Annotated in this window: 19 protein-coding genes and 1 pseudogene; 10 read left to right on the forward strand and 10 right to left on the reverse strand. The window is 64.4% G+C overall.

Annotated elements, in window-relative coordinates; translation table 11 throughout:
* Window positions 1–56: 56 nt before the first annotated feature.
* Complete coding sequence (gene cadR / locus WM94_RS01820; protein WP_015272183.1) at window positions 57–500, reverse strand: cadmium resistance transcriptional regulator CadR; 444 nt, start codon at window positions 498–500, stop codon at window positions 57–59.
* An 84-nt stretch (window positions 501–584) separates the two neighbouring features.
* Here cadR and WM94_RS01825 point away from each other — a divergent pair, with 84 nt between their 5' ends.
* The 6 genes and pseudogenes from WM94_RS01825 (at window position 585) to WM94_RS01850 (ending at window position 8,389) form a co-directional block, all read left to right on the forward strand.
* Window positions 585–2,798 (forward strand): heavy metal translocating P-type ATPase, encoded by a 2,214-nt coding sequence (locus WM94_RS01825; RefSeq protein ID WP_061550296.1) that lies wholly within the window; start codon window positions 585–587, stop codon window positions 2,796–2,798.
* A gap of 9 nt (window positions 2,799–2,807) precedes the next feature.
* Window positions 2,808–3,671 carry a LysR family transcriptional regulator gene (locus tag WM94_RS01830; RefSeq protein ID WP_013974661.1) on the forward strand — a complete coding sequence of 288 codons (864 nt, stop codon included), beginning with the start codon at window positions 2,808–2,810 and terminating at the stop codon, window positions 3,669–3,671.
* A 225-nt stretch (window positions 3,672–3,896) separates the two neighbouring features.
* Window positions 3,897–4,955: a putative 2-aminoethylphosphonate ABC transporter ATP-binding protein gene (locus WM94_RS01835; RefSeq protein ID WP_061550297.1), complete on the forward strand. Its 1,059-nt coding sequence runs from the start codon at window positions 3,897–3,899 to the stop codon at window positions 4,953–4,955.
* 1 nt (window position 4,956) lies between these two features.
* Window positions 4,957–6,682: pseudogene (locus WM94_RS01840) on the forward strand (putative 2-aminoethylphosphonate ABC transporter permease subunit).
* 18 nt (window positions 6,683–6,700) lie between these two features.
* Entirely contained in the window at window positions 6,701–7,726 is a 1,026-nt protein-coding gene (locus WM94_RS01845) for a putative 2-aminoethylphosphonate ABC transporter substrate-binding protein (protein WP_061550298.1), read from the forward strand.
* 114 nt (window positions 7,727–7,840) lie between these two features.
* Complete coding sequence (locus WM94_RS01850; protein WP_024087867.1) at window positions 7,841–8,389, forward strand: phosphonate degradation HD-domain oxygenase; 549 nt, start codon at window positions 7,841–7,843, stop codon at window positions 8,387–8,389.
* A 125-nt stretch (window positions 8,390–8,514) separates the two neighbouring features.
* Here WM94_RS01850 and WM94_RS01855 read toward each other — a convergent pair whose 3' ends face one another.
* Window positions 8,515–9,879 (reverse strand): GTPase/DUF3482 domain-containing protein, encoded by a 1,365-nt coding sequence (locus WM94_RS01855; RefSeq protein WP_061550299.1) that lies wholly within the window; start codon window positions 9,877–9,879, stop codon window positions 8,515–8,517.
* Window positions 9,872–11,263 (reverse strand): DUF2868 domain-containing protein, encoded by a 1,392-nt coding sequence (locus WM94_RS01860; protein WP_061550300.1) that lies wholly within the window; start codon window positions 11,261–11,263, stop codon window positions 9,872–9,874. Before WM94_RS01860 ends, WM94_RS01855 begins: the two co-directional genes overlap by 8 nt.
* Window positions 11,264–11,317: 54 nt before the next feature.
* Between WM94_RS01860 and WM94_RS01865 the strand changes: the two genes are divergently transcribed.
* Complete coding sequence (locus tag WM94_RS01865; protein ID WP_039612552.1) at window positions 11,318–11,833, forward strand: dihydrofolate reductase; 516 nt, start codon at window positions 11,318–11,320, stop codon at window positions 11,831–11,833.
* 141 nt (window positions 11,834–11,974) lie between these two features.
* On the opposite strand, the gene WM94_RS01870 is transcribed toward WM94_RS01865, so the two are convergent.
* Window positions 11,975–13,366, reverse strand: coding sequence for an L-cystine transporter (locus tag WM94_RS01870; RefSeq protein ID WP_015272173.1), 1,392 nt, complete (start codon window positions 13,364–13,366; stop codon window positions 11,975–11,977).
* Window positions 13,367–13,610: 244 nt separating this feature from the next.
* Between WM94_RS01870 and WM94_RS01875 the strand changes: the two genes are divergently transcribed.
* Entirely contained in the window at window positions 13,611–14,666 is a 1,056-nt protein-coding gene (locus WM94_RS01875; protein ID WP_061550301.1) for a phosphorylcholine phosphatase, read from the forward strand.
* Window positions 14,667–14,840: 174 nt separating this feature from the next.
* Here WM94_RS01875 and ilvD read toward each other — a convergent pair whose 3' ends face one another.
* The 3 genes from ilvD to WM94_RS01890 all read right to left on the reverse strand — a co-directional run bounded on the left by ilvD (window position 14,841) and on the right by WM94_RS01890 (window position 18,888).
* Entirely contained in the window at window positions 14,841–16,682 is a 1,842-nt protein-coding gene (gene ilvD, locus WM94_RS01880) for a dihydroxy-acid dehydratase (protein ID WP_025340988.1), read from the reverse strand.
* A gap of 271 nt (window positions 16,683–16,953) precedes the next feature.
* Window positions 16,954–18,150 (reverse strand): class I SAM-dependent rRNA methyltransferase, encoded by a 1,197-nt coding sequence (locus WM94_RS01885; protein ID WP_061550302.1) that lies wholly within the window; start codon window positions 18,148–18,150, stop codon window positions 16,954–16,956.
* Window positions 18,151–18,348: 198 nt separating this feature from the next.
* Window positions 18,349–18,888 carry a type 1 glutamine amidotransferase domain-containing protein gene (locus tag WM94_RS01890; RefSeq protein WP_061550303.1) on the reverse strand — a complete coding sequence of 180 codons (540 nt, stop codon included), beginning with the start codon at window positions 18,886–18,888 and terminating at the stop codon, window positions 18,349–18,351.
* 191 nt (window positions 18,889–19,079) lie between these two features.
* Between WM94_RS01890 and WM94_RS01895 the strand changes: the two genes are divergently transcribed.
* Both WM94_RS01895 and mutM read left to right on the forward strand, forming a co-directional pair.
* A complete protein-coding gene (locus tag WM94_RS01895; protein ID WP_177328634.1) occupies window positions 19,080–19,898 on the forward strand; it encodes an HDOD domain-containing protein in 819 nt (272 codons plus the stop codon).
* 3 nt (window positions 19,899–19,901) lie between these two features.
* Entirely contained in the window at window positions 19,902–20,714 is an 813-nt protein-coding gene (gene mutM / locus WM94_RS01900) for a bifunctional DNA-formamidopyrimidine glycosylase/DNA-(apurinic or apyrimidinic site) lyase (RefSeq protein ID WP_010955661.1), read from the forward strand.
* 156 nt (window positions 20,715–20,870) lie between these two features.
* On the opposite strand, the gene WM94_RS01905 is transcribed toward mutM, so the two are convergent.
* The 3 genes from WM94_RS01905 to WM94_RS01915 all read right to left on the reverse strand — a co-directional run bounded on the left by WM94_RS01905 (window position 20,871) and on the right by WM94_RS01915 (window position 23,421).
* Window positions 20,871–21,122: a YfhL family 4Fe-4S dicluster ferredoxin gene (locus tag WM94_RS01905; protein ID WP_003258518.1), complete on the reverse strand. Its 252-nt coding sequence runs from the start codon at window positions 21,120–21,122 to the stop codon at window positions 20,871–20,873.
* A 108-nt stretch (window positions 21,123–21,230) separates the two neighbouring features.
* Window positions 21,231–21,710, reverse strand: coding sequence for a pantetheine-phosphate adenylyltransferase (gene coaD / locus WM94_RS01910; RefSeq protein WP_003249065.1), 480 nt, complete (start codon window positions 21,708–21,710; stop codon window positions 21,231–21,233).
* A 112-nt stretch (window positions 21,711–21,822) separates the two neighbouring features.
* On the reverse strand, window positions 21,823–23,421 hold the full coding sequence (locus WM94_RS01915; protein WP_061550304.1) for a GMC family oxidoreductase: 1,599 nt from the start codon (window positions 23,419–23,421) through the stop codon (window positions 21,823–21,825).
* Window positions 23,422–23,441 lie beyond the last annotated feature (20 nt).

The following is a 23,441-nucleotide window of genomic DNA, read 5'->3' on the forward strand; positions in this document are numbered from 1 at the left end:
AAAGCTCAGGCCTGTGCAGTACCTGTGGGAGCGGGTTTACCCGCGAAGCTTTTGGCTTAATGCCCGTGGCTTCGCCCTACATGCGAATGCTCGGTTTCCGGCACCGATACCGCCCCGTTCGTCTCCAGTTGCTGCAAGATCGCACACTCCGCCCCTTGTGCATTGCAGCGCCGCCGCAGCTCCACCAGCTGTTCCTGCAACGCCACCAGACCATCGATCCGTGCCTGCACATGCTCGATATGCTCGTCGATCAGCGCATTGACGCTGCCGCACGAATCATCGGGGCTGTCGCGCAGGCGTAGCAGGCTGCGGATTTCATCCAGGGTCATGTCCAGGGTGCGGCAGTTGCGGATGAACGTCAGCCGCTCGACGTGGGCCTGGGTGTACAGCCGGTAGTTGCCGTCGCTGCGCGCCGGCTCCGGCAGCAGCTGTTCACGCTCGTAGTAGCGGATGGTTTCCACGGCGCAGTCGGTGGCTTTGGCCAGTTCTCCGATCTTCATCACGAAATTCTCCAGCAAGTGTCTTGACCCTATAGTGGCTACAGGGTGTTCACTTGGCAACAGGCTCAAATTAAGGATGACCCCATGAACCAGCCTGTCAGCCACGAACACAAGCACGATCACCACGCCCACAGCTGCTGTGGCAGCGCTGCTACGCCAGCCTTGGTCCAGCTGAGCGAAAAGGCCAGCAGCCACGCCCAGTTCAGCCGTTTCCGCATCGAGGCCATGGACTGCCCTACCGAGCAGACCCTGATCCAGGACAAGCTGGGCAAGCTGGCCGGTATCGAGCAGCTGGAGTTCAACCTGATCAACCGTGTGCTCGGCGTGCGCCACACCCTGGGTGGCACTGCTGAAATCGAGCAGGCCATCGACAGCCTGGGCATGAAAGCCGAGCCGCTTGGCGCCGAAGACGATGGCACTGCCAGCGCACCGCAAGTGGCCAAGACCCGCTGGTGGCCGCTGGCGCTGTCCGGTATTGCCGCGATCGCCGCCGAAATCGTGCACTTTGCCGCGCTGGCCCCGGAGTGGGTGGTGGCGGCGCTGGCGCTGGCAGCGATCCTCGGCTGTGGCCTGGGTACCTACAAGAAGGGCTGGATCGCCCTGAAAAACCGCAACCTCAACATCAACGCGCTGATGAGCATTGCCGTGACTGGCGCGGTGCTGATTGGCCAGTGGCCGGAAGCGGCCATGGTGATGGTGCTGTTCACCGTCGCCGAGCTGATCGAAGCCCGCTCGCTGGACCGCGCGCGCAACGCCATTGGCGGCCTGATGCAGCTCGCCCCGGACATGGCCACCGTGCGCCAGGCCGATGGCCAATGGCGGGAAGTGGAGGTGCGGGAGGTGGCCATCGGGGCCCTGGTGCGGGTGCGCCCCGGCGAACGCATTGGCCTGGACGGTGAAGTGACCAGCGGGCAATCCACCGTCGATCAGGCGCCGATCACCGGCGAAAGCCTGCCTGTGGAGAAGACCGTGGGCGACAAGTTGTTCGCCGGCACCATCAACCAGGCAGGGGCGCTGGAGTTCCGCGTTACCGCCGCTGCCGGGCAATCGACCCTGGCGCGGATCATCAAGGCCGTCGAGGAAGCGCAAGGCGCGCGGGCGCCTACCCAGCGTTTCGTCGACCGCTTCTCGCGCATCTACACCCCAGTGGTGTTTGCCATTGCCCTGGCCGTTGCGGTGATACCGCCGCTGTTCATGGCCGGTGCCTGGTTCGACTGGGTCTATCGCGCCTTGGTGCTGCTGGTGGTGGCCTGCCCGTGTGCCCTGGTGATCTCGACCCCGGTGACCATCGTCAGCGGCCTGGCCGCTGCCGCGCGCAAGGGCATCCTGATCAAGGGTGGCGTGTACCTGGAAGGCGGGCGCCAGCTGGACTTTCTGGCCCTGGACAAGACCGGCACCATCACCCACGGCAAGCCGGTGCAAACCGATGCCAAGATACTGGAGCCGCTGTTCGAAGGCCGCGCGCAAGCCCTGGCCGCCAGCCTGGGCGAGCGTTCCGACCACCCGGTCTCCCGCGCCATTGCCCATTTCGGCAAGGAGCAAGGCCTGGCCTTGAGCGAGGTTGATGACTTCGCCGCCCTGGCCGGGCGCGGTGTGCGCGGTACCATCGCGGGTGAGGTTTACCACTTGGGTAACCACCGTCTGGTCGAGGAGCTGGGGCTGTGCTCGCCCGAGCTCGAGGCCCAGCTGGATGCGCTGGAGCGCCAGGGCAAGACCGTGGTGCTGCTGCTCGACCGCTCCGGCCCGTTGGCGCTGTTCGCGGTGGCCGACACGGTCAAGGAAAGCAGTCGCCAGGCCATCGCCGAGCTGCACGAACTGGGCATCAAGACTGTCATGCTGACCGGTGACAATCCGCATACCGCCCAGGCCATCGCCACCGTGGTGGGTATCGACCGTGCCGAAGGCAACCTGCTGCCTGCCGACAAGCTCAAGAGCATCGAAACCCTGTACGCCCAGGGCCATCGGGTGGGCATGGTCGGTGATGGCATCAACGACGCCCCGGCGCTGGCTCGTGCCGAGATCGGTTTTGCCATGGCGGCGGCCGGTACCGACACTGCCATCGAGACCGCCGATGTGGCGCTGATGGACGACGACTTGCGGAAAATCCCGGCCTTCGTCAGGCTGTCGCGCCAAAGTGCGGCGATCCTCATGCAGAACATCGTTCTGGCGTTGGGCATCAAGGCGATATTCCTGGCGATCACCTTTGCCGGCATGGCCACCATGTGGATGGCGGTGTTTGCCGACATGGGCGTGAGCCTGCTGGTGGTGTTCAACGGCTTGCGCCTGTTGCGCAAATAGAGGACGTGCATGCTGAGTTCGGAGCTTAAAGCCTTCTACATGGTGGCCCGCCTGGGCAGCATCACCCTGGCGGCGAAGAAGCTCGGCCTCAGCCAGCCCACGGTGACCACGCAGATTCGCAACCTGGAGAGCCAGTACGCGGTCGAGCTGTTCTACCGCGGCGGGCGGCGCCTGGTGCTGAGCGAGGAGGGCGTGCGCCTGCTGCCGATGGTCAAGGCACTGCTGCAGCAGGAGGCCGACATCGAGTTCGAGCTGCGCAACAGCGGCCAGGCACAGGGCAGCCTGCGCATCGCGGCCACGGCGCCTTACTACATCCTCGACCTGGTGAAGATCTACCGCGAACGCCTCCCGCAGGTGGAAGTGGCGGTGGAAATCGGCAACTCGCAGCAGGTGCTGGAGATGCTCGAGGACTACCGGGTGGATATCGCCGCTTCGTCGCAACTGCTGGAAGATGCTCGGCTGGTGCGGCGGGTGCTGGGGACCGACCCGTTGGTGGTGGCGGTGCACCGCAACCACCCGTTGGCACACCGCCAGGCGGTGTCCATTGACGTGGTGGCCGGGCATTGCCTGCTGATGCGCGAGAAGGGCTCGACCACACGCAAGCTGACCGAGCAGATGATGCAGGAGGCCGGGGTGAAGGCCGGCGCCTTGCTGGAGATTGGCAGCCGCGAGTCTATCCGTGAGGCGGTGCTGCGCAATATCGGCATCAGCGTGATTGCCCGGCACGAGGTGCCGCACAACCCTGAGTTGCGGGTGCTGGCGCTGGAGAACGCGCCGGTGATGCATGAGTACCTGTATTGCCTGAAGGAGCGGCGGCAGGCGCGGTTGCCGGCGGCCTTCCTTGGGGTGGCGCAGGAAGTGGCCGGTTCATAGTTCTAGACCCGTGTTGGCTTCTTCGCGGGTAAACCCGCTCCCACAGGTACTGCACAGCCTTCAGATGCGGCGAGATTCCTGTGGGAGCGGGTTTACCCGCGAAGAGGGCCGCGAAGACCACTACAAAATCTGCCTATACCACTATCACCGGCTTTTGCCCTAAAGCCACAGAACCTTCGCACAGCCTTCCTAGCATGGCCCCCATCTCTTCGATGAGGCCCTGCCATGAACCACACCACCCCCGGCGCACAGATGAAAGTGCGCAATATCCACAAGCGCTTCGGCGCCTTCACGGCGCTGAATGATGTCTCGCTGGACATCGCCGCCGGCGAACTGGTGTGCCTGCTCGGTCCGTCCGGCTGCGGCAAGACCACCTTGCTGCGCTGCATCGCCGGCCTGGAGCGCCAGGACCGCGGTACGTTGTACATCGGCGAGCGCGATATCTCCGAGCTGCCACCCCAGGCACGTGACTACGGCATCCTGTTCCAGTCCTACGCGCTGTTCCCCAACCTTACCGTCGAAGCCAACATCGCCTATGGCCTGACTGGCAGCGGCCGCGAGCAGGCCCGCCAGCGAGTGGCCGAAATGCTCGAACTGGTGGGCCTGGCCGGCAGCGAGAAGAAATACCCCGGTCAGCTTTCCGGTGGCCAGCAGCAGCGTGTGGCCCTGGCCCGCGCGCTGGCACCGTCGCCGTCGTTGCTGCTGCTGGACGAGCCGATGTCGGCGCTGGATGCCCGGGTGCGTGAGCACTTGTGCACCGAGCTGCGCCAGCTGCAGCGCCAGCTGGGTATCACCACGCTGATGGTCACCCACAACCAGGAGGAGGCCATGCTGATGGCCGACCGCATTGCGGTGATGAACAACGGCCAGGTCGAGCAATACGCCACCCCGCAGGAAATCTACGACCAGCCGGCCACGCCGTTCGTTGCCGAGTTCGTCGGCCAGGGCAACTGGTTGCCGTTCCAGCGCAGCAGTGACAGCCATGCCCAGGTCGGTGGCATGAACATGCGTCTGGCACCAGGTTCGGCCCGACCCAGTAGCGGACGGCTGTTCTGCCGCCCGGAGGCGATCACGGTCAACCCTGCGGTGCACGAAGAAAACCTGTTCCCGGCCATGGTCCGTGAAATCACCTTCCTCGGTAACCGCTGCCGCATGAGCTTCGAGCTCAAGGCGCTGCCTGGCCATGCACTGCTGGCGGAGCTGGCCCCCGAGGCCATGCCGCGGCTGGGCTCGCAGGACATCTGGGTGGCGCTGCCGCCGCAGAGCCTGCAGGTGTTTGCCTGAGATGGCCGCGCCAATGTCCCTGCCGCTGAGCCAGGCCAAGGCCACGCCGCGCGCTGGCGTCGCCCTGGGCGACCGGTTGTTCGTCGTCGGCGGCAAGAGCCTGCTGCTGATCCTTCTGGTGCTGGCGGTGCTGATGCCGCTGCTGGCGATCTTCTGGCGCGGCTTCAGCGCTGAAGCGGGCCAGGGTGGTGGCCCGCTGGCGGCCCGCGAGCTGTTCGCCAGTTAAAAACTTCCACTGGTTGCTGGGCAACAGCTTGTCGGTGGCCTTCACGGTGGCAGCCATCGTGGTGCCGCTGGCCTACCTGTTCGCCTATGCCCTGCAACGCACGCTGATTCCGGGCAAAGGCCTGTGGCGGGGGATTTCGCTGCTGCCGCTGCTGGCGCCGTCGATGCTGCCGGCCATCGCCCTGGTCTACCTGTTCGGTAACCAGGGGCTGCTACGCGGGTTGCTCAGCGACAACATCTATGGCTTCTGGGGCATTGTGCTAGGCGAGGCCATCTACACCTTCCCGCATGCCCTGATGATCCTGCTGTCGGCGCTATCGCTGGCCGATGCACGCCTGTTCGACGCAGCGTCCAGCATGGGTGCCGGCCCTTGGCGAGCGTTCACCAGCATCACTTGGCCGGCCACGCGCCAGGCAGTATTCGCAGCGTTCTGCCTGGTGTTCACTCTGACCATCACCGACTTCGGTGTACCGGTCGTGGTCGGCGGCGACTATCAGGTGCTGGCGCTGGAAGCCTACAAGGCGGTGGTCGGCCAGCAGCAGTTCGGCCGCGGCGCGTTGATCGGCATGGTGCTGCTGTTGCCGGCGCTGTTCAGCTTTACCGTCGATGCCTGGCTGCGCCGGCGCCAGGGCGAGGCCATGAGCGGCCGTGCCCAGGTGTTCGAGCCCAAGCCGTCGCGCGGCCGTGATGCCTGCTTCCTGGCGATCGTGCTGCTGGTGTGCGCGGCATTGCTGTTGGTGATCGGCATGGCGGTGTATTCGTCGCTGGTCACGTTCTGGCCCTACAACCTGTCGTTGTCGCTGCGTCACTACATGTTCGAGGACACCGCCGGTGGTGGCTGGCTGGCCTACCGCAACAGCGTGACCATGGCCATCGGCACCGCGCTGATCGGCAGCATCGTGATCTTCACCGGCGCCTACCTGATGGAGAAGACCCAGGGCCAACGCCTGCTCAACCAGGCGCTGCGCCTGCTCAGCTTCATCCCCATGGCCGTGCCGGGCCTGGTGCTGGGCCTGGGCTACGTATTCTTCTTCAACCTGAACGGCAACCCGCTGCATGTGTTCTACGGCGGCATGGGGCTGCTGGTGGTGTGCACCATCGCCCACTACCTGACCACCGCGCAGATGACCGCGACCACCGCCCTGCGCCAGCTCGACGGCGAGTTCGAGGCCGCCGCGCTGTCGCTGAAGGCGCCGCTGTACAGGCACTTCCTGCGGGTGACCGTGCCGATCTGCCTGCCGGCGCTGCTGGACATCATCCGCTACCTGTTCGTCTCGGCGATGACCACCGTGTCGGCGGCAATCTTCCTGTACAGCCCCGACACCATCCTGGCTGCCGTCGCCGTGCTGAACATGGATGACGCCGGCAACGTCGGTGGTGCCGCCGCCATGTCCACCCTGATCCTGCTGACCAGTGCCGGCGCTTCACTGCTGCTGGCCGCAGCCTCACGCGGCCTGCTGCGCCGCTCCCAAGCCTGGCGCCAACGCGCCGCGACCGTCTGACCTGTAAGGAACCTACCCATGTACAAGCACCTTGCACTTGCCGCTGCCGTTTCCGCCGTTTTCAGCCTGCAGGCTTCGGCCGCTGGCACCCAGCTGACGGTCTACACCGCCCTGGAAGCCGAACAGCTGAAGAGCTACAAGCAGGCGTTCGAGAAGGCCAACCCGGACATCGAGATCAAGTGGGTTCGTGACTCTACCGGCATCATCACCGCCAAGCTGCTGGCCGAGAAAGACCGCCCGCAAGCCGACGCAGTGTGGGGCCTGGCTGCTTCCAGCCTGGCTATCCTCGACCAGAACGGCATGCTCGAAGCCTACGCACCGAAGGACCTGGGCAAGATTGCCGCCAATTACCGCGATGCTGCCAACCCGCCAGCCTGGGTCGGTATGGACGTGTGGGCCGCGACCATCTGCTTCAATACCATCGAGGCCGAGAAGCAGGGCCTGAGCAAGCCGGTGAGCTGGCAGGACCTGACCAAGCCCGAGTACAAAGGCAAGATCGTCATGCCGAACCCGGCCTCGTCCGGCACCGGCTTCCTGGATGTCAGTGCCTGGCTGCAGACCTTTGGCGAGCCACAGGGTTGGGCGTACATGGATGCGCTGCACCAGAACATCGGCCAGTACGTTCATTCCGGTTCCAAGCCGTGCAAGCTTGCCGCAGCGGGTGAATTCCCGATCGGTATCTCGTTCGAGTACCCGGCCGTGCAGCTCAAGCGCCAGGGCGCGCCGCTGGACATCGTGCTGCCGAAGGAAGGCCTGGGCTGGGAGATCGAGGCGACTGCGGTGATCAAAGGTTCGCCAAAAGCGGATGCGGCCAGGCGCCTGGCTGATTTCTCTGCAAGCCCGGCGGCCATGGAGCTGTACAAGGAGAACTTCGCCGTGCTGGCTGCCCCGGGTATTGCCAAGCCGCAGACCGAACTGCCGGCGGACTATGAACAGCGCCTGATCAAGAACGACTTTGCCTGGGCCTCGAAGAACCGTGACCAGATCCTGGCCGAGTGGCGCAAGCGCTATGACGGCACGTCGGAGAAGGTGGCTCAGCAGTAACCTGCACCGGCCTCTTCGCAGCACAAGGCTGCTCCTACGGGGCGGCGACAACCTGTAGGAGCAGCCTTGTGCTGCGAAGAGGCCACCACCCAGTCAAGCCAGGAGAAGACGGTGATGCCAACCCCAGCCCAGATCATTGACAGCACCTTCGCGCTGTACGAACGCCACGGCAGTGACGACTACATCGGCGAAGCGATCACCCAGCTCGAACACATGTCCCAGGCCGCGCAACTGGCTATGGCCGAAGGCTTCGACGACGAAGTGGTGCTGGCGGCGTTCTTCCACGACATCGGCCACCTGTGCGGCGGTGACGCCAGCATGGGCGGCTATGGCGTGGTCAGCCATGAGCGCATCGGCGCTGAGTATTTACGCCGCTGTGGCTTCGGCGAACGCATGGCGCGGCTGGTGCAGTATCACGTGGAGGCCAAGCGCTACCTGACTTTGCGCCAGCCTGGGTATTACCAGAGGTTGAGTGAAGCGAGCCGGCGGACCTTGGAGTATCAGGGGGGCGTGATGAGCGAGGACGAGGCGGATGTGTTCGAGCGGGATCCGCTGTTCGAGGTGAGCTTGCGGATGAGGGAGTGGGATGAGCGGGCCAAAGTGGTCGGGGTGGCGGTGATTGACCTGGATGGGTTGAAGCGGAAGGCTTTGGCATTACTTTGAGATGTGGGCTGCCTGTGCGGGCCTATTCGCGGGTGAACCCGCTCCCACAGGAATAGTGCACATCTCAACGAATGTGAGATACCTGTGGGAGCGGGTTTACCCGCGAAGAGGCCAGACCTGCTTGATCAAAACTGTGAAACCAGCGCCTCCAGCTGTTCCTGCCGCTCAGCCTGGTTCAGCTTCGCCCCAGGGTTGAGGGTGGACCACTGCGGATGCGCCCGCGCCTTGCTCAGCGCCTCCGGCAACTTGCCCTCCCGCCAGGCCTTCTCATCCAGCTCCCCCAGCCGAATGCTGTCCTGCGCCGCATGCCCGCGGTTTTCCAGCGCCACCATCAACTGCTGCTGACGCAAAGCCAACAAGCGCAACACCGTATCGTCCACCGTCAGCTCGCGCTTGCCCTTGAGCTTACCCATCAGCCGCGACCCATAGTTGCGCGCCGTCTGCAGCGCGCCGCCGGCAATTGCCCCGGCCAGGGCGGCAGCCCCCAGTGTCAGGCCGCCGACCAGCAGGTCCACCCCGGCACCCGCCGCAGCACCGGCGGCCACACCGCTGCCCAAACGCACGCCCAGCAGCTTCAAGGTTTCGGGATTGAACAGGTCATCGCCCCAACGGCCATCCAGTAACGGCAGGTCGCTGGCATGGGCGTCCTCGCGGCGGAAGGCATACAGCTTGAGCAGTGCCTCGACACAGCGCTGTTCGCGCTGGCGCACCTCTTGCCGCAATGCCTCGATGGCCCGGGCTTCGGCAGCCGGCTCGGCCTCGACGCTGCGCCGGCAGGCGGCGCAGTCCAGCAGCAGCTCGGCAATCAGGCGCTTGCCGCTGTGGCGGCGTGCCAGGCGCTGTGCCTGCTGGTCGTCGATCAGCCGCTGCAGGGCCGGGCGGGCGTCTTCCAGCAGCAGGGCCAGGCTTTCGTACAACCGGCGCTCGCCATCCTCTGGCGGGGCCACGCTGTCGAACCGCACCAACGCGTGAAGCCCAAGCCTGGCAAGGGCTTCACGCCATTGCGGCTCGCGGTGCTGGTGGCTGGCGACGAAATTGAGCACCGGTAGCAGCGGCTTGCCGCAGCTGGCCAGCACTTCCAGTTCGTCGCGGTATTTGGCCAGCACTGGTTCGCGGGCGTCGATCACATACAAGCCGGCATTGCTGGCCAGCAGCTGGCGTAGCACCTTGGCCTCCTGCTCGAAACGCTGGCGTGCCTCGCTGCCTTGCAGAAAGCGCTCGAGGCGGGCCGGGCCGTCCAGGCGCTCGCCCGGGCGCTCCAGGCGTTCGAGATAGTCGAGCAGGGCAATGGCGTCTTCCAGGCCAGGGGTGTCATACAACTCGAGCAAGGGTTCGCCGTCCACGGACAGCCGCGCACCTTCCACATGGCGGGTGGTGCTGGGGCGGTGGGAAACTTCGCCAAAGCCGACGTCACGGGTCAGGGTGCGCAGCAGCGAGGTCTTGCCGACGTTGGTGTGGCCGACCACGGCCAGTTTCAGCGGCTCAGTCATGGCCATGCTCCAGCCAGGTCAGCGGTGAGGTATCGGCATGCGCCAGGCCAAGGCGGTCGAGGGCTTCGTGCCAGTCGCCCAGACGCTGGGCGTCCAGGGCCTCGCCCGGTACGGCCTGCAGTAGCCATATACGGGTGGCACCGGCGTTGCGTGCCAGTTCGGCGAGCAACGCCAGGCTGCCACGATCGGGAGAGCGGCGCGGGTCGCAAGCGATGGCCAGGCGTGCTGGCGGGAAACGGCTGAGCTGTTCCAGCAGGCGGTTACGCGATTCGCGGCTATCGAGAACGCCGGCACTGGTTACGCTTTTTGGCAGCGCGGGTGGCCAGGGATGCTGGTCGTCCAGCTCCAGGCCGACCAGCAGGGCACCGCTGCTGCCGCTTTCCAGCTGGCCAGCGGCAAACTGCGGCAAGACCTCGGGCGCGGCATCCTGGACGCCAATGCGTTCGCTGCGCGGCATCAGCGCTTCACGCAGCTGCGCGTAGCCGGGCAGGCTGAGGTCCAGCGCCAGGCGTTGGCGGCCTTGAAGCCAGCGCCACAGACACAGCCCGGCCAGCAGCAGACGCGGCAGCAGGCCGTACACCAGCACCACGCCAAGCAGCCAGCTGGCCCAGGCCTGGCGCGCCAGGTCCAGGGCCGGCTGGCTGTCGCCGCTGGCGCGGATCATGGCCTCGTCGGGTACCGTGAAACCCAGCAACGAAGGCAGCGCGCCCAAGGCCTGGGTCAGGTGGATGAACGGGTCGGCGGCGAGCAGGGTGGTCTCCCAGACAAAGCCATAGCGCCGGGTCGCCAGCAAGGCCAGCAGCATGCCCAGTGCGGTGATCATCGCCAGCAGCCACAGGCCATGCACCAGCAGGCCGAGCAGCCAGCGGTTCAGGCGCTGACGTTGCAGCAGCACCAGCAGCGCCGGTGCCAGGTGCGCGGCCTTGGCGTCACGGGCAAAGCGTTCGCTCAGCCACAGCCACAAACGGCCCAGCCCCGCGCCATGCTCGCCGCTCAGGGCAAAGCCGATGGCCCAGCCCAGCAGCATCAGCAGGTTCAGCCCGAGCAGGCTGCCGAGGGCCCAGAACACATTCACCGGGCGCTGCCCGTCGCTCAAGGCGGCCAGGGCCAACCCTGCGCCGCTGAGCACGGCCAGCACCAGCAAGGCCAGCAGCGCCAGGCGTGCGCCCTGTTTCCAGTGGCGCAGGGCGGTGGTGATGCCGTCGCGTTCGGCCAGGAACAGGGCACGGGTTTCGATGCGGGCCGCCAGGTCACCGCCTGCCTGGCGGGCGCGGCGGTTGGCTTCCTGGTCCTCCAGGGGGCCGGCATGTTCCTCGCGCAGGCGTACCGCTTCGGTGAGCCAGCGCTTGTCCAGTGAAGTGGGTGCAGTCACAAGGTCTTCCATTGCACAGGTCAGGGCAGAAGCATAACCCACACGCCCGGTGCTATCCTCGCTGGCATGAATACATCACTCCCCCTCAGCCTGATCGCGGCTCACGCCGAGAACCGCGTGATCGGCATCGACAACTCCATGCCCTGGCATCTGCCGGGGGACTTCAAGTACTTCAAGGCCACTACCCTGGGCAAGCCGATCATCATGGGGCGCAAGACCTGGGACTCGCTGGGCAGGCCATTGCCCGGGCGGTTGAATATCGTCGTCAGCCGGCAGGCCGGGTTGGAACTGGCGGGGGCCGAGGTGTTTGGCTCGCTGGAAGAGGCGCTGGTGCGGGCCGAGCAGTGGGCGCGTGAGCAGGGCGTTGATGAGCTTATGCTGATTGGCGGGGCGCAGCTGTATGGGCAGGCGCTGGAGAAAGGGCTGGTCAGCCGCATGTACCTGACGCGGGTCGAGTTGTCGCCGGAAGGGGATGCGTGGTTCCCTGAGTTCGATCGGGGGCAGTGGAAGCGGGTATCGAGCGAGGCGCAGGCTGAGGAAGGCAAGCCTGGGTATCATTTCGAGGTCTGGGACAAGGTTTGAGATTGCCGGGGCTGCCTTGCAGCCCTTTCCGACCGGTCCGGCGCCCCGGCAAGGCCGCTCCCACATTGATCGGCGTACGCGGGACCATTGTAGGAGCGGGCTTGTGTCGCGACAGGGGCGCAACGCGCCCCCGGCAATCTGTCAGGAATGACTTAGCTCGGCATGTTCATCGCCAGCCAGCACATCCTTGTCGGTCTCTTTCAGCAGTTGGCTGGTCACCACCCCTGCGGTCATCGAACCGTTCACGTTCAACGCCGTTCGGCCCATGTCGATCAGCGGCTCCACCGAAATCAGCAACGCCACCAGCTCCACCGGCAAGCCCATGGCCGGCAGCACGATCAGTGCGGCGAAAGTTGCACCGCCACCTACGCCGGCAACACCTGCCGAACTCAGGGTGACGATGGCCACCAGGGTGGCGATCCACAGCGGGTCGAAGGTATCGATGCCCACCGCCGGCGCCACCATCACCGCCAACATGGCGGGATAGAGGCCGGCGCAGCCGTTCTGGCCAATGGTGGTACCGAACGATGCGCTGAAGCTGGCAATCGACTGCGGTACGCCCAGGCGGCGGGTTTGCGCTTCGATGTTCAGCGGAATGCTGGCGGCGCTGGAGCGGCTGGTGAAGGCGAAGGTCAGCACCGGCCACACCTTGCGGAAGAAGCGCAGCGGGCTCACGCCGGTGGCGGCGAGGATAATGCCGTGCACCACGAACATCAGCGCCAGGCCCAGGTACGACACCACCACGAAGCTGCCCAGCTTGAGGATGTCTTCCATGTTCGAGCTGGCCACCACCTTGGTCATCAGCGCCAGTACGCCATACGGGGTCAACTTCATTACCACCCGCACCAGGCGCATCACCCAGGCCTGCAGGGTGTCGATGGCCGACAGTGCGCGCTCGCCTTTCTCGGCATCGTCCTTGATCAGCTGCAGCGCGGCCAGGCCCAGGAACACGGCAAAGATCACCACGCTGATGATCGAGGTCGGTTTGGCCCGTGCCAGGTCACCTACCGGGTTGCTGGGGATGAACGACAGCAGCAGTTGCGGGATGTTGAGGTCGGCGACCTTGCCGGCGTAGTCGCTGTGGATAACCTGCATGCGCGCGCTTTCCTGGGCGCCGGCCACCAGGCCTTCGGCGCTGAGGCCGAACAGGTTGGTCAGGACGATGCCGATCAACGCAGCGATGGCGGTGGTCAGCAGAAGGGTGCCGATGCTCAGTACACTGATGCGGCCCAACGACGAGGCATTGTGCAGGCGCGCCACGGCACTGAGGATCGAGGCGAAGATCAGCGGCATGACGATCATCTGCAGCAAGCCGACGTAGCCGTTGCCGACCAGGTCGAGCCAGGCGATGGTGGCCTTGAGCACAGGGTGACCAGCGCCATAGACGGTATGCAGGATCAGGCCGAACACCACGCCCAGCACCAGGCCCAGCAATACCTTCTTGGCCAGGCTCCAGTCGGTGCGGCGGGTTTGTGCCAGGCCCAGCAACAGGGCCAGGAACGCCAGCAGGTTAAGGGACAGCGGCAGGTTCATTGAAGCTCCAGCAGAAAAAAGCAGAAGAGGCATCGCCCCTGTGAGCGATTGCGAACGGAAATGCTAACAGCCTGAAAACAAACGAATTTATACCCAAATGGAATGTGTATAGTCGTTTATGGAATAACGATGTGTCGCGGATTGCAATGAACGCGGCGTTTGCAGCTGCATGGAGGTCGTTATCGAGGGCTGCCAGCGGAGGGTGTTGCACTAGCGTTTCTGGGTCATTTCAGGAGATTCGTACATGAAGTTTGCTCCGAAAGCCGTCGCCGTCGGCCTGTCCCTGTTGTTCAGTATCGAAACCTTCGCCACCGAGCTCAAACACTGGCCCGCCGAGGCGGCCAGGCAGCTCGACAGCATGATCGCCGCCAATGCCAACAAGGGTAACTACGCGGTGTTCGACATGGACAACACCAGCTACCGCTACGATCTTGAAGAGGCCTTGCTGCCTTTCATGGAAAACAAGGGCCTGTTGAGCCGTGACAAGCTCGACCCGTCGTTGAAGCTGATGCCGTTCAAGGACACCGCCGAACATAAGGAAAGCCTGTTCAGTTACTACTACCGGCTGTGCGAAGTCGATGACATGGTCTGCTACCCGTGGGTGGCCCAGGTGTTCTCCGGCTTTACCCTACAGGAGCTGAAAGTGCAGGTGGATGAGCTGATGGCCTCCGGCAAGCCGATCCCCAGCACCTATTACGAAGGCGATCAGGTCAAGACCATCGAGGTACAGCCCCCCAAGGTCTTCCAGGGCCAGGCTGAGCTGTACAACAAGCTCATGGAGAACGGTATCGAGGTCTATGTGATTTCCGCGGCATCAGAGGAACTGGTGCGCATGGTCGCGTCGGACCCCAAGTACGGCTACAACGTGAAGCCGCAGAACGTGATTGGCGTCAGCCTGTTGCTGAAGGACCGTGCCAGCGGCCAGTTGACCACCGCACGCAAGCAGATCAGCGCCGGGCACTATGATGCCAAGGCCAACCTGGGGCTGGAGCTGACCCCGTACCTGTGGACTCCGGCCACCTGGATGGCGGGCAAGCAGGCGGCGATCCTCACCTATATCGATGAGTGGAAGAAACCGGTACTCGTGGGGGGCGACACACCGACCAGCGATGGCTACATGCAGTTTCATGGGGTGGATGTGGGCAAAGGTGGCATCCACCTGTGGATAAATCGCAAGGCCAAGTACATGGACCAGATGAACGGGATGATTGCCAGGAATGCAGCGGCGCAGGCCAAGGAAGGGCTGCCGGTGACGGCGGACAAGAACTGGGTGATCGTGACGCCGGAGCAGATTCAGTAAGCCATGTGGTGCCCGTGCTGGCATCTTCGCGGGCACGCCCGCTCCCACAGAAACCCCACAGCCTTTGAGCCAGGCACCGTACCTGTGGGAGCGGGCGTGCCCGCGAAGAGGCCGGTACAGGCATAAAAAAACCGGCGCCCAGGGCGCCGGTTCTTCATTCACACCGTCAGAGCCTCACAGCCCTTCCAGCATCGCCTTGTTACGCACAGCACCCTTGTCGGCACTGGTCGCCAGCAGGGCGTAGGCCTTCAGCGCGGTGGTCACCTTGCGTGGGCGTACTTCAGCCGGTTTCCAGCCCTTCTTGTCCTGCTCGACCCGGCGCTCGGCCAGCTCTTCGTCGCTGACCTGCAGGTTGATCGAACGATTCGGGATGTCGATCAGCACCTTGTCGCCGTCGCGCACCAAGCCGATAGCACCGCCAGCGGCAGCTTCCGGCGATGCGTGGCCGATCGACAGGCCCGAGGTGCCGCCCGAGAAGCGGCCGTCGGTGAGCAGGGCGCAAGCCTTGCCCAGGCCCTTGGACTTCAGGTACGAGGTCGGGTACAGCATTTCCTGCATGCCCGGGCCACCTTTCGGGCCTTCGTAGCGGATGATCACGATGTCGCCGGCCTTCACTTCGTCGGCGAGGATGCCGCGTACGGCGCTGTCCTGGCTCTCGAAGATCTTCGCGGTGCCTTCGAACACCAGGATCGACTCGTCGACACCGGCGGTTTTCACCACGCAGCCATCCAGCGCGATGTTACCGTACAGCACGGCCAGGCCGCCTTCCTGCGAATAGGCGTGCTCGACACTGCGGATGCAGCCGTTCTCACGGTCGTCATCCAGGGATTCCCAACGGGTCGACTGGCTGAATGCCGTCTGGGTCGGGATGCCGGCAGGGCCGGCCTTGAAGAAGGTGTGCACGGCTTCGTCATCGGTCTGGGTGATGTCCCACTTGGCGATGGCTTCTTCCATGCTGCGGCTGTGCACGGTCGGCAGGTCGGTGTGCAGCAGGCCGCCACGGGCCAGCGAGCCGAGGATGCTGAAGATGCCGCCGGCACGGTGCACGTCTTCCATGTGATATTTCTGAATGTTCGGCGCAACCTTGCACAGCTGCGGCACCTTGCGCGACAGGCGGTCGATGTCGCGCAGGTCGAACGCCACCTCGGCTTCCTGGGCGGCAGCCAGCAGGTGCAGGATGGTGTTGGTCGAGCCGCCCATGGCGATGTCGAGCATCATGGCGTTCTCGAACGCCTTGAAGTTGGCGATGTTGCGCGGCAGTACCGACTCATCGTTCTCGCCGTAGTAGCGCTTGCACAGCTCGACGATGGTGCGGCCGGCAGTGAGGAACAACTGCTCGCGGTCGGCGTGGGTGGCCAGGGTCGAACCGTTGCCCGGCAGGGCCAGGCCCAGGGCTTCGGTCAGGCAGTTCATCGAGTTGGCGGTGAACATGCCGGAGCACGAACCGCAGGTAGGGCAGGCGCTGCGCTCGTATTCGGCGACTTTTTCGTCGGAAGCCGAGGAGTCGGCGGCAATGACCATGGCGTCGACCAGGTCCAGGCCGTGGCTGGCCAGCTTGGTCTTGCCGGCTTCCATCGGGCCGCCGGAGACGAAGATTACCGGGATGTTCAGGCGCAGGGCGGCCATCAGCATGCCGGGGGTGATCTTGTCGCAGTTGGAGATGCACACGATGGCGTCGGCGCAATGGGCGTTGACCATGTACTCCACGGCGTCGGCGATGATCTCGCGGCTTGGCAGCGAGTAGAGCATGCCGTCGTGGCCCATGGCGATGCCGTCATCGACTGCGATTGTGTTGAATTCCTTGGCCACGCCACCGGCGCGTTCGATTTCGCGGGCGACCAGCTGGCCCAGGTCCTTCAGGTGCACGTGGCCCGGGACGAACTGGGTGAACGAGTTGGCGATGGCGATGATCGGTTTCTTGAAATCTTCGTCCTTCATCCCGGTGGCGCGCCACAGGGCACGGGCGCCGGCCATGTTGCGGCCTTGGGTGGAAGTCTTGGAACGATAATCAGGCATGAAACACTCCTGGCGGCTTAATCAGGTCACAAAAAGGGGAGTGAGCTTCTCTTGTCCTTTGTACCGCAGGCCGGTTGCCACTGGCACGGATGGGGCCGAAGACCGCGCGGGATCGCCGCGTGCTTGGGCAGAGCTCATAAACCCGCCGGGGATGACTGGCGATGAATAGGCCGATTCTACACCGCTGGCGCGGCGAGGGAATGCAGATGTGGATAGCTGGCGGGGAGATTGCAGCAGGAAAGGGCCGCTTGGCGGCCCTTTTTAGCGGATATCAGCTGTTTGGCAGCAACCGGCAGGTGATGCTCTTGATGTAGCGGGTTTCGGCGATGGCCGGGTGCACCGGGTGGTCGGGGCCTTGGCCGCCGCGCTCGAGCAACTGCAGGTTGCGGTCCAGGTGACGGGCGCTGGTCAGCAGGATGTTGTGCAGGTCGTCCTCGGGCAGGTGCATCGAGCACGAGGCACTGACCAGGATGCCGTCCTTGGTCAGCATGCGCATGGCCTGTTCGTTCAGGCGGCGGTAGGCCGCTTCGCCGTTCTTCAGGTCTTTCTTGCGCTTGATGAAGGCGGGTGGGTCGGCAATGATCACGTCGAAGCGCTCTTCGGCGGCCTTCAGTTCGCGCAGGGCCTCAAACACATCGCCTTCGATGCAGGTCAGTTTCTCGCTGATGCCGTTCAGGGCGGCGTTACGCTCGACGCCGTCCAGGGCAAAGCCCGAGGCATCGACGCAGAACACTTCGCTGGCGCCGAAGGCACCGGCTTGCACGCCCCAGCCACCGATGTAGCTGAACAGGTCGAGCACGCGCTTGCCTTTCACGTACGGCGCCAGGCGTGCACGGTTCATGCGGTGGTCGTAGAACCAGCCGGTCTTCTGGCCTTCGCGTACCGGGGCTTCGAATTTGACGCCGTTTTCTTCCAGCGGCACCCAGTCCGGCACCTCGCCATAGACTGTTTCGACATAGCGCTGCAGGCCTTCGGCATCCCGTGCGGAGGAGTCGTTCTTGAACAGGATGCCGCTTGGCTTGAGCACCTGTACCAGGGCTGCAATCACGTCGTCCTTGTGCGCTTCCATGGTGGCGGAGGCCAATTGCACCACGAGGATGTCGAAGAAGCGGTCGACCACCAAGCCTGGCAACAAGTCGGAATCGCCGTAGACCAGGCGGTAGCACGGTTGGTCGAACAGGCGCTGGCGCAGCGACAGGGCGACGTTCAGGCGGTGCACCAGCAGCGACTTGTCCAGCGGCAGCTTGGCGTCGCGCGACATCAGGCGGGCGCAGATCAGGTTGTTCGGGCTCAGTGCGACGATACCCAGCGGCTTGCCGTTGGCCGCCTCGAGAACAGCCTGCTGGCCGGCCTGGAAGCCTTGCAGCGGGGTCGCGCTGACGTCGACTTCGTTGCTGTAGACCCACAGGTGGCCGGCGCGTAGGCGGCGGTCGGCATTGGCTTTGAGGCGTAGGCTGGGCAGGGACATGACGTCGCTCCGGGAAAAAAGAGCGGGATTATAGCCTGTTGCCTGGGCACACGTCCCTTGAAGGAGCGGCCTTGCGTCGCGAAAGGGCTGCGCATCGGTCCCCGGAACTTCAGCAGCGGCGCATAAATTGCCGGGGCCGCTTTGCGGCCCTTTCGCGACACAAGGCCGCTCAGGTCTCGCGTAGGCCAAGAGATGGCGTCAGGCTGCCAATGCCTTGATCAGTTGTTGGTTGAACGCCGGAATGTCGTCGGGTTGGCGGCTGGTGATCAGGTTGCCATCGACTACCACTTCTTCATCCACCCAGTCTCCGCCGGCATTGCGGATGTCGTCCTGCAGGGTCTTGTAGCTGGTCAGCCGCCTGCCCTTGGCCAACCCGCAGGACACCAGCAACCAGCCACCATGACAGATCACCGCCAGCGGCTTGCCAGCCGAATCGTGGCTTTTCACCAGTTTTTGCGCAGCGGGAATCAGCCGAATCGTGTCAGAGTTTTGCACGCCACCGGGCAGCACCAGGGCATCGTAGAGGTCCAGGTGGGCGCTTTCGAAGGTTGCGTCCACGGCGAATGCGTCGGCCGGCTGGTCGTGGTTCCAGCCGCGTACCGTGCCCTCCTTGTCGCTGAGGATGTCCACCACCGCGCCGCTCTGTTGCAGGGCCTCGCGAGGGCCTGTCAGTTCCACTTGCTCGAAGCCGTCGGTGACCAGGAAAGCCACTCGCTTGCCGTTCAGTTCTGCACTCATGGGCCTTGCTCCTTTCCTTGATGAATATGAGAAAGAGGCCCGCATGGATAAGGTAAAGTTCCGGCGCAACGATTCAGTGGTTGGTCCCTTTCCGGTCTGGAGGGTTAGAATCGCCGGTCCCAAACGAGTGTGCACGTATGTCCCAAGAACTCAGCGCCGAACAGATCCAGCAAGCCTTGCAAGGCATCACCATCCCGCCGCAACCGCAGATCATGGTCGACCTGCAGTTCGAGCAGTACATGCCTGACCCGGACCTGGAAACCATCGCCAAGCTGATTTCCCAGGACCCGGGCCTCTCGGGCGCCTTGCTCAAGCTGGTCAACTCACCGCATTTCGGCCTTTCCAACAAGATCGGTTCGATCCAGCGCGCGGTGAACCTGCTGGGCAGCCGTTCGATCATCAACCTGATCAATGCCCAGTCGATCAAGGGCGAGATGAGCGACGAGACCATCGTTACCCTCAACCGCTTCTGGGACACCGCCCAGGACGTGGCGATGACCTGTCTGACCCTGGCCAAGCGCACCGGCATCCAGGCGGCGGACGAGGCCTATACCCTGGGCCTGTTCCATGACTGTGGCGTGCCGCTGATGCTCAAGCGCTTCCCCGACTACATGGATGTACTGGAAGAGGCCTATGCCAAGTCCGACGAGGAAACCCGCGTGGTCGACACCGAAAACCGCGCGTTCAACACCAATCATTCGGTGGTCGGCTATTTCACTGCCAAATCCTGGCGCCTGCCCGAGCACCTCAGCGCGGCCATTGCCAACCACCACAACGCTCTGGCGGTGTTCCGCGACGAGAGTTCGCGCAATACCCAGAGCCAGCTTAAAAACCTGCTGGCGGTGCTGAAGATGGCCGAGCACATCTGCGCATCGTACCGGGTGCTGGGCAACCAGGCCGTGGACCACGAATGGAATGTGGTCGGCCCGCTGGTGCTCGATTACATCGGCTTGTCGGAATACGATTTCGAGAACCTCAAGCAGAACATTCGCGAGTTGGGCGGGCACTGACACATGCCGGAATTGCCAGAAGTAGAAACCACCCGGCGCGGTATTGCGCCCCACCTGGAAGGCCAGCGCGTCAGCCGGGTGGTGGTACGTGACCGGCGCCTGCGCTGGCCGATTCCGGAAGACCTGGATGTGCGCCTGTCTGGGCAGCGCATCGTCAGTGTCGAGCGACGCGCCAAGTACCTGTTGATAAATGCCGAGGTTGGCACCCTGATCAGTCACCTGGGCATGTCGGGCAACCTGCGCCTGGTCGAACTGGGCTTGCCGGCGGCCAAGCATGAGCATGTGGATATCGAGCTGGAGTCGGGGTTGATGCTGCGCTACACCGACCCGCGCCGCTTTGGCGCGATGCTATGGAGCCTGGACCCGCTCAACCACGAACTGCTGCTGCGCCTGGGGCCGGAGCCGCTGACCGACCTGTTCGACGGCGAGCGGCTGTTCCAGCTGTCCCGTGGGCGGTCGATGGCGGTCAAGCCGTTCATCATGGATAACGCGGTAGTGGTGGGGGTGGGCAACATTTACGCCACCGAGGCGCTGTTTGCCGCTGGCATCGACCCCCGTCGGGAAGCGGGCGGGATTTCCCGGGCGCGCTACTTGAAGCTGGCGATCGAGATCAAGCGTGTGCTGGCGGCGGCGATCGAACAGGGCGGCACCACGCTACGCGACTTCATCGGTGGCGACGGGCAGCCGGGGTACTTCCAGCAGGAATTGTTCGTGTACGGGCGGGGCGGGCAGCCGTGCAAGGTGTGTGGCACGGAGTTGCGCGAGGTGAAGCTGGGGCAGAGGGCGAGTGTGTATTGCCCGCGTTGCCAGCGCTGAGGCAAGTTACTCGGTACCTTGTAGGAGCGGCCTTGTGTCGCGATGGGCCGCGAAACGGCCCCGGCAATTTCTGCCGCTGAGCTGAAATCTGGGGGGCGCTTCGCACCCCATCGCGACACAAGGCCGCTCCTACAGGTACAGCGTAGGGCCGAGCGATCAGTCCTTGCCAGTAATCCGGCGGTACTTGGCCATCAGCTCTTCTTCGGTTTCCGGGTGCGCTTCATCCAGCGGGATGCAGTCGACCGGGCAGACCTGCTGGCATTGCGGCTCGTCGTAATGGCCCACGCACTGGGTGCACAGGTTAGGGTCGATCACGTAGATCTCTTCGCCTTGGGAGATGGCCTCGTTCGGGCACTCGGGTTCGCAGACGTCGCAGTTGATGCAATCGTCGGTGATGATCAGGGACATGGGGACTCCGGCCGGGGCTCCGCGCCCGGGCATGTTCAACGCAGTGGGCACAATTGTGCCGCATTCGCGCCCGCAGTGCACGCGGGCGCGATGATCAGCCGCTAAAGGTCATTTCTTGAAGCGTTCGGTCAGCGCATCGGCCACCACTGGGTGGACGAATTTGCTGATATCACCGCCCAGCGCGGCAATTTCCCGGACCAGGGTCGAGGAAATGAACGAATAACGCTCCGAAGGCGTGAGGAACAGGCTCTCGACATCGGGGGCGAGTTGCCGGTTCATGTTCGCCAGCTGAAACTCGTACTCGAAGTCGGACACCGCACGCAGGCCACGCAGGAAGACGTTGGCGCCCTGTTCCTTGGCGAAATGCGCCAGCAGGGAGGAGAAGCCGATGACTTCGACATTGGGCAGGTGCTTGGTGACCTCACGGGCGAGCTCCACCCGTTGTTCCAGCGGGAACAGCGGGTTTTTCTTCGGGCTGGCCGCCACCGCGATGATCACGTGGTCGAACAGCCGCGAGGCGCGCTCGACCAGGTCGCCATGGCCTTTGGTAATGGGGTCGAAAGTACCCGGGTACAACACTCGGTTCATCGCGTCATCCTGGCTGGAGTGCGTTGGGGAGTCGGATGGTAGCGCAGCGACGGCGCCCCGGCCAAGTCATGCGGCCGGCTGATGGCACTATAGACAGGGGGCCTGTTCCTTGTCATGCGCTGTGTGCCAGGCGGGCGACCAGCGCTTCGGTGAGCCTGGCGCTGATGGCATATACCGACAGTTGCGGGTTGGCGCCGATGCTGGTGGGGAACAGTGAGCCGTCGTGAACCGACAGGTTTTCCAGCTGGTGATGGTGGCCCAGGCTGTCGCATACCGCCTGGCGCGGGTCGTCGCCAAGGGCGCAGCCACCCATCACGTGAGCGCTGCCCAGGCGCGTGCGGAACGGCTCCAGGCGCAACTTGTCGATCATGGCCAAGGCGTGTTCCAGGCGGGACGCGGCGCTGGCATCGCTGTGCACGGGGGTGACCTGGGTGGCACCAGCGGCGAACTGGATCTGCGCCATGCTGCGATAGGCGCGGCGCAGGCCGTCGCGCAGGTAATCGGTGACCGGGTAATCGAGCACCGGTGAGCCATCGCCGCGCAGCTCCACGGCCCCGCCCTGGCTTTGCGGATGGAAGCCGTCACGCAGCAGCGCCAGCATCACGTGGGTATGTGGCAGCTCGGCCATGCGCTGGGCATTCTCGTGGCCATGCCCGCCCAGCAGCGTGCTGGCCAGGGCCGGGTGCAGCGGTGGCACCTCCAGCTTGTAGCCAATCGGGCCATCGTTGCCGCCTTGCCATTGGAAGTGGTCGCTGTAGATGGACTGTGGGGCGCCGTAGTAGGGGTCGATACGGTCGTTGAAGCGTGCTGCGCTGAAGTTGACCAGGTGCAGGAAGGTCCGTTTGCCCAGGCGGCCATGCGGGTCGGGCGCGTCGGAACGCAGCAGCAGGGCCGGGCTGTTGATGCCGCCACCGGCAAGGATGTAGTGACGCGCGCGAACGCGGACCTGCCGTCCTGTGGCGTGTATGCCTCGGCTATCCAGGGCCTGGCATGACAGGCCCTGGATGCGCTCGCCGTTGTGTTCGAAGCGCTCGGCCCGCGCCAGGTACAGCAGCTCGCCGCCCTGTTCGAGGGTGGCGGGAATACGCGTTACCAGCATCGACTGCTTGGCATTCACCGGGCAACCCATGCCGCAGTAGCCCAGGTTCCAGCAGCCGCGCACGTTGCGTGGGATCACCGCCCAGCGGTAGCCCAGCTGTTCGCAGCCACGGCGCAGCACGTCGTTGTTGGCGTTCGGTGGCAGGGCCCAGGGGGTGATGCCCAGTTCCTGCTCGATGCGCTCGAACCAGGGGCGCATTTGCTCCTCGCCCAGGCCGGTCACGTTGTGGGCTGCGGCCCAGTGCGCCAAGGTCTGTGGCGGCGTGCGAAAGCTCGAGGTCCAGTTGACCAGCGTGGTGCCGCCCACGGCGCGGCCCTGGAGGATGGTGATGGCGCCGTCCTTGCTCATGCGGCCCAGGCCTTCCTGGTACAGGCTGGCATAGGCTTCGTGTTCCAGCAGGTGGAAATCGCTGCTGGTCTTCAGCGGGCCTTCTTCGATCAGCAGCACCTTGAAGCCGGCAGTGCTGAGCATTTGCGCGCTGGTAGCGCCACCGGCACCGCTGCCGATCACGGCAACGTCGGCTTCCAGCGTGAGGTCGTGCTCCAGGCGCGAGGCGTCGTGGGTGATCCAGCCGCTTTCCAGGCCTTGGCGAAACGGGTCGGGTACAGGCATTGGCGCTGCTCTTGTTGTTT

The sequence above is a fragment of the Pseudomonas sp. ABFPK genome (assembly GCF_001586765.1).
GTDB classification, from domain to species: domain Bacteria; phylum Pseudomonadota; class Gammaproteobacteria; order Pseudomonadales; family Pseudomonadaceae; genus Aquipseudomonas; species Aquipseudomonas asiatica.